The following is a 5,872-nucleotide window of genomic DNA, read 5'->3' as shown; positions in this document are numbered from 1 at the left end:
GCGACCTCCAGCATCGTCCCGATCCCTGCGATATGGGGATCGGTGCCGGTCATCAGCATCGCCCGCGTCGGCGAGCAGGCGGGCGCCGAGTGGAAGTCGGTGAAGCGCATCCCCGCCCGCGCCAGTGCATCGAGGCGGGGCGTCGCGATCTCGCCGCCAAAGCAGCCGAGATCGGAGAAGCCCAGATCGTCGGCGACGATCAGCAGGACATTGGGCCGCTGGCTCATAGCGCTGCCTTCAATGTCAGGCCATAGGTGCGCGGATCGCCGAGGATCGCGGTCGACTGGCCGGTGTTGAACGCCGATGGGTTGATGATGCTGACATAGTGGGTGTCGAACAGGTTGCGCGCGAACAGCGCCACGTCCCACGCCCCGCCGGCGCGGCGCAGGCCGATGCGGGCGTTGGTTAGATGATAGCCGCCCGCGAGCGAGTCCGCCGCGAGATTATAGGTGGTGTAGAAGGAAGAGCGGTAGCTGTGGTCGGCATTCAGGTAGAGCTGCTGGTCGCTGCCGATATCAACCGCATAGTCGCCCCCGACCGCCGCCGCCCATTTGGACACACCCGGCAGGCGCCGCCCGCTCAGGTCGCAGGTGACGGCCAGGCCGAGATATTCGACCGGGCAGGGCGCGTTGGTGAAGCTGCGATAGCTGGCATCGGTGTAGGAGCCCGAGGCGAACAGGCGCAGGTGGCGGCTCGGCCGGATCGTGGCGTCGACCTCGAAGCCGCGCGAGCGCACGGTGCCAACATTGGCGATATAGGCGGTCTGCGCGATGCGCGTATCGATCTGCTGGCTCTGATAGTTGCGCACCGTCTGGGTGAAGGCGGCGAGGTTGAGCGTCGCCTTGCCGTCGAGGAAGCTGGTCTTGAGGCCAGCTTCCCAGTTGGTGACCTTCTCCGGGTCGATGACCTTGGGCGCGGCGGTCGCGTTCAGATTGAGACCGCCCGACTTGAAGCCGCGCGCATAGGTGGCGTAGGCGAGCACGCCCTCCGTCGGCTTCCACGACAGCGTTGCCCGGCCCGACAGGTTGTTTTCCTTGGTATCGACGAGAAAGGTCGGGATGGTCGCGGCGAAGGCGTTGCGGATCGCCTGGGCGCCGAGGGCGACCTCGCCGGCGGTCAGCGCGGGGCCGCGCTGGACCTGGCCGAAGGCGCCGTCCTTTTCCTCATGGGTATAGCGCAGGCCGCCGGTCAGGCTGAGCGTGTCGCTCGCATTCCAGGTCGCCTCACCGAAGCCGGCATAGCTCTTCGTGCGGGCGAAGGCGGTTCCGTCGGCGAACAGGCCGTTGAGCGCGGCGAGGCCGCCCGCCGATGGCGCGCTGCCGCCGGGGGTGCCCGGCCCTAATATCCACAGCGCGGCGTCGCGGCCGTAGATGGTGAAGAAGCGGTCGTCGATCCGCTGCCAGAAATAATAGAGGCCGGCGACATAATCGACGCGGTTGCTACCATCGCTCGCGATCCGCAGCTCCTGGCTGAACTGCTCCTGCTTCTCGCGCACCCCGGCATTTTCGAAGATGTCGAGGCCGATCACGTCGCCATCGGTGGCCGGCTTGTAGTCGAGCTTCCGCCAGCCAGTCACGGAGGTCAGCGTTGCGGCACCCAGGTCCCAGTCGAGGATGCCGCTACCACCATAGGTCTTCATGTCCACGGTGAACGGACGGTTGGTCTCGAGCCGCCTGGCATAGGGATCGATCGGCAGCGGCGTGTAGCCGGCGCGGGCAGTGCGGACGAGGAAGTTGTTCGGCAGCGTCGAGCCGTCGATCCGTGTCGTCCGTATGGTGGTGGTGACCCCGGTGCAGCAGTCCTGCCGCAGCGAAGAGTAATCAGCGATCAGGCGCAGCCGCAGCCCGTTGTGATTATCGAACAGCAACTGCCCGCGCGTGCCGAAGCTGTGCAGATCGTGGACACGGCGGTTGCCCTGTGCGGGGATGCGCTGAAAGCCATGGTTGCGGCTGGCGTCAGTGACGGTGAGGCGGATCGCGACCGTGTCCGACAGCGGCGTGCTGCCGGTCGCGCGCATCTGCAGCGTCTGATAATTGCCGAAGCTGACTTCGCCGCGAAAGGCGGGGTCGAAGCTCGGCGCCTCGGTGGTCAGGCTGATCGCGCCGGCCGTCGTGTTCTTGCCGAACAGCGTGCCCTGCGGGCCGCGTAGCACCTCGACCTGCGCCAGATCGTAGAGATCGAAGGCGGTCTGGGCGGGGCGGCTATAATAGACCTGATCGACATAGACGCCGGCGCCATATTCGAGGCCGAGGCTGGCAAAGGCCGGTGTCGCGCCGAGCCCGCGGATGTTGATGTTGGTGTTGCGCGGGTTGGTCGCGGTCAGCTGCAGACTGGGGGCGAGTTGCTGCACCTGGGCCAGGCCGATCGTACCCGGCACCGCGACCTGCGCTCCGGCGAGAGCGGTCAATGCGATGGGGACATCCTGCGCGCTTTCCTCGCGGCGACGGGCGGTGACGACGATCGTGTCGCCGTCATTGTCCGCCGGGGTCGATGCGGCGCTGTCTGCGGCGGTCTGGGCGGAGGCCGTGACGGGCCACTGCGCATATGCGAGCAGGGCCAGGGCGATGGTTCGACGCATGATGAAATCCTCCCCTCGGAACCCGCATTTTAGTTTCTTGTGCGGGCGGTGTAACTCCGCATATGGTAATATGAATTATGAGAATATGTGTATCTGCGTAAAGTTTTGAGAGGATGACGAATGTGCGCGAGGGGGACATGAAGCGGCTCCATGGGCGCCGGGCCGTGGTCACGGGCGGAGCCCAGGGCATCGGCCGGGCGATAGCCGAGCGGCTGGCCAGCGAAGGTGCCGTGGTTGCCGTGATCGATCGTGAGCAGGCTGCCGCTGCGGCCGTCTTTGGCGATGCCGACGGCCATATCGGGCTGGCCTGCGACGTGTCCGACAGCGCCTCGGTCGACGCGGCGATGGCCGAAGTCGCCCGGCGGCTGGGCGGGATCGATATCCTGGTGTGCAACGCGGGCATCGGGCGGGGGCCCGACGACGGCAGCGAGCAGATGTATGCCGGAGCTGCCGAGCGCGCGGGCCAGATTGCGCGCGGCGAGACGCCGACCGCGCATCCCGACCAGAGCATCCACATGTCCGATGCGGGTTGGCTGGCGGTGACGGGGGTCAACATCAACGGCGCCTTCTTTTGCTGCCGCGCCGCGCTGCGCGACATGGCCGCGCGCAACGCGCCCGGATCGATCGTGCTGATCGCCTCGACCTCCGCCGCATCGGGCGAGGGGCCGATCCACTATGTCACCAGCAAGGCCGCGGTCGTCGGGCTCGCGCGGGGCCTCGCGCGCGAGGTCGCCAGCCGCAACATCCGCGTCAACGCGGTCCACCCCGGCCCGACCGACACGCCGATCATGGCCAATGTGCCCGACTCGGTGCGCGCGGATCTGGCGCGGGCCGTGCCGCTCGGACGCATGGCGCAGCCCGAGGAGATCGCGGCGGCTGTCGCCTTTCTCGCCAGCGATGATGCGAGCTTCGTGACCGGCTCGGTCGTTGCGGCCAATGGAGGCAGCTATTTCTGCTGACATGCCCGCGCGCGCCGCGCTGTTCCAGCCCTTCGTCTCGCGCACCCTGTCGCTCCCGAACCGGATCGTCATGTCGCCGATGGGGCGGGCGCATGCCGAAGGCGGGCGCCCTCATGCAGACTATGCCGGCTATTTCCGCCGGCGGATCGAAGGCGGCGTGTCGCTTGCGATCACCGGCGCGGCGGCGGTCGGGCATGACCTGGCCGACTATGACGGCACCGGTCCGCTCTTCCATGGCGATGACCCGCTGGACGGTTGGGCGCATGTGCTGGCGGCGGTTCATGAAGCCGGCGGCAAGCTGATGCCCCAGCTGTGGCACACGGGGGCTGCGCGTCATGTCGATGCCTTCCCCGACAAATCCGCCATGGGGCCGTCGGGCTATACGATAGCGGATCTCGATGCAGGGCGCGGACCGAGCGCCGCGGCCATGACCGAGGCCGACATGGCGGCGGTAGCGCGGGCCTTTGCCGATGCGGCGTCAGCGGCCAAGGCGCGTGGTTTCGACGGGGTCGAGGTTCATGCCGGCCATGGCTTTCTGCTCGACCAGTTCCTGTGGTCCGGTACCAACCGCCGCCGCGACGACTATGGTGGCAGCGCCGCCAACCGCGCGCGCTTTCCGGCCGAGGTGATCGCCGCCTGCCGCGCAGCCACCGGCCCCGATTTTCCGATCCTCGTCCGCATCTCGCAGTTCAAGATCGATGCTTATGAAGCGCAGATCGCCGAGACACCCGAGGAACTTGGCGACCTGTTGCGGCCGCTGGCGGCGGCCGGCGCCGACATCCTGCACTGCTCGCAACGCGAAGCCTGGGAGCCTGCTTTCGAGGGCAGCCCGCTCAATCTGGCCGGGTGGGCCAGACAGCTGACGGGGTTGCCGACGATCGCGGTCGGTTCGGTCGGGCTGGCGGGGCTGTTCACCGAAGAGGAGGCCGCCACGCCCGGCGCGGCCCTGCCGGGCGTGTCGCTCGCGCGTCTCGACGAGGTTGCGGCGATGCTGGGGCATGGCGAATTCGATCTGCTATCGGTGGGGCGCTCGCTGCTCGCCGATCCGCAATGGGTGAACAAGGTGCGGGATGGCCGCGATGGAGCGCTTCGTGCGCTCGATCTCGCGGCTCTCACCACGCTGACATGAGGAGAGGATGATGAAGCGTTTCGAAGGTCTGGTGGTGCTCGTGACCGGCGCCGCCTCGGGTATCGGCAAGGCGACGGCGCTGCGCTTGTCCGAAGAGGGCGCCAGCCTGCTCTGCGTCGACATCAATGCTGCCGGGGCGGCCGCCACGGCCGAGACCTGCGGCAACGCCGCTTCGATGCAGGTCGACGTTTCGGATCCCGCCGCTTGCGACGCAGCCGTGGCGGAAGCCAGGGCGCGCTTCGGGCGGCTCGATGGCCTCGCCAATGTCGCGGGCGTGGGCAGCTTCGGTCATGCGGCGGCGACGAGCGATGCCGAATGGCAGCGGGTCATCGGCATCAACCTGACGGGCGTGTTCCAGCTGACGCGTGCTGCCTTGCCGGCGATCGAGGTGCAGGGCGGGGCGATCGTGAACATCGCCAGTGCGGCGGGTCTGGTGGCGACGCCCTATGCGGCGGCCTATTCCGCGTCGAAGAGCGGTGTGGTCGGGCTGACGCGATCGGTCGCTGCGGAATATGCGCGGCGCGGCGTTCGCGTGAACGCGATCTGTCCGGGCGCGGTCGACACCCCCCTGATCGCCGGCGGCTTCGACGCGATCGAGGGCGTGGACATGGATCTGTTCGGGCGGATGACGCCGCTGATCGGGCCGGTCGCCCAGCCCGAGGATGTCGCCGCTGCCGTGGCCTTCCTGCTGTCGCGCGACGCGTGTTTCATTACTGGCACGACGCTGGCCGTCGACGGCGGTCAGACCGCCATCTGAACCGGAACCGGCTCAGCCTTGCAGCTGGGCCGGGTCGGTTTCGCACGGGATGACCTCGATCAGGCGATCCACGCGCCACCCCTCGGGGAGAGCGGGCAGGGCGCCGTCGAAGCGCAGGATCGCGTCGCAGGGCGAAGGGCGCGCGTCGAGCGGCGAGAGCAGGTCGAGACCGGCATCCGCCGCGCGGGCCGCATTGGCAAGCGCCGCTGTGTCGCCTCCATCCGAGACCAGCAATGCCAGCGTTCCGGCGCTGTCGCTGCCTGTCGCCACGGGATCGGCGCGCACGGCGAGGATGTTCGGTTGATCGAGGAAGTTGCGCTCGTCGGCGCGCATTATGTCGCCGACCTCGCCCGCCATCAGTTCGCTGATCTTCTCGAGCGATCCGACCCAGAATTCGGAAATGCAGTCGAAGCCCGGCTCGATCGCCTGATCGACCAGATGGTTGCGGC

The 5,872-nt window shown here is 68.0% G+C and carries 6 protein-coding genes; 3 read left to right on the top strand and 3 right to left on the bottom strand.

Going from position 1 to position 5,872, the window contains the following annotated elements:
• Window positions 1–227 (bottom strand): sulfatase-like hydrolase/transferase (locus KAY22_RS23230; protein ID WP_296625532.1); only part of this gene is annotated, 227 nt, incomplete at its 3' end.
• The gene (locus KAY22_RS23225) at window positions 224–2,578 is read right to left on the bottom strand and encodes a TonB-dependent receptor (protein ID WP_296625531.1); all 2,355 of its coding nucleotides are present in this window, start codon (window positions 2,576–2,578) and stop codon (window positions 224–226) included. The genes KAY22_RS23230 and KAY22_RS23225, both read right to left, overlap by 4 nt.
• Window positions 2,579–2,700: 122 nt before the next feature.
• On the opposite strand from KAY22_RS23225, the gene KAY22_RS23220 reads away from it, so the two are divergent.
• The 3 genes from KAY22_RS23220 to KAY22_RS23210 are packed head-to-tail and all read left to right on the top strand — an operon-like array spanning window position 2,701 to window position 5,423.
• On the top strand, window positions 2,701–3,537 hold the full coding sequence (locus tag KAY22_RS23220) for an SDR family oxidoreductase (RefSeq protein WP_296625530.1): 837 nt from the start codon (window positions 2,701–2,703) through the stop codon (window positions 3,535–3,537).
• A 1-nt stretch (window position 3,538) separates the two neighbouring features.
• Window positions 3,539–4,666, top strand: coding sequence for a 12-oxophytodienoate reductase (locus tag KAY22_RS23215; RefSeq protein WP_296625529.1), 1,128 nt, complete (start codon window positions 3,539–3,541; stop codon window positions 4,664–4,666).
• Window positions 4,667–4,673: 7 nt separating this feature from the next.
• Window positions 4,674–5,423, top strand: a complete 750-nt coding sequence (locus KAY22_RS23210; protein ID WP_296625528.1) for an SDR family oxidoreductase — start codon at window positions 4,674–4,676, stop codon at window positions 5,421–5,423.
• Between the two features lie 12 nt (window positions 5,424–5,435).
• Here the strand turns inward: KAY22_RS23210 and KAY22_RS23205 are convergent.
• Window positions 5,436–5,872: EthD family reductase (locus KAY22_RS23205; protein WP_296625527.1), on the bottom strand; the 437-nt coding region annotated here is incomplete at its 5' end.

The organism is Rhizorhabdus sp. (assembly GCF_018006725.1).
Taxonomy (GTDB): Bacteria; Pseudomonadota; Alphaproteobacteria; order Sphingomonadales; family Sphingomonadaceae; genus Rhizorhabdus.
The sequence above is the reverse complement of the archived record's forward strand: the minus strand, read 5'-3'. Positions and strand labels throughout refer to the sequence as shown.

Coding starts and splice junctions, on each gene's coding strand:
- KAY22_RS23215 (WP_296625529.1), top strand. CDS start 3,539: ATGCCCGCGCGCGCCGCGCTGTTCCAGCCCTTCGTCTCGCGCACCCTG.
- KAY22_RS23225 (WP_296625531.1), bottom strand. CDS start 2,578: ATGCGTCGAACCATCGCCCTGGCCCTGCTCGCATATGCGCAGTGGCCC.
- KAY22_RS23210 (WP_296625528.1), top strand. CDS start 4,674: ATGATGAAGCGTTTCGAAGGTCTGGTGGTGCTCGTGACCGGCGCCGCC.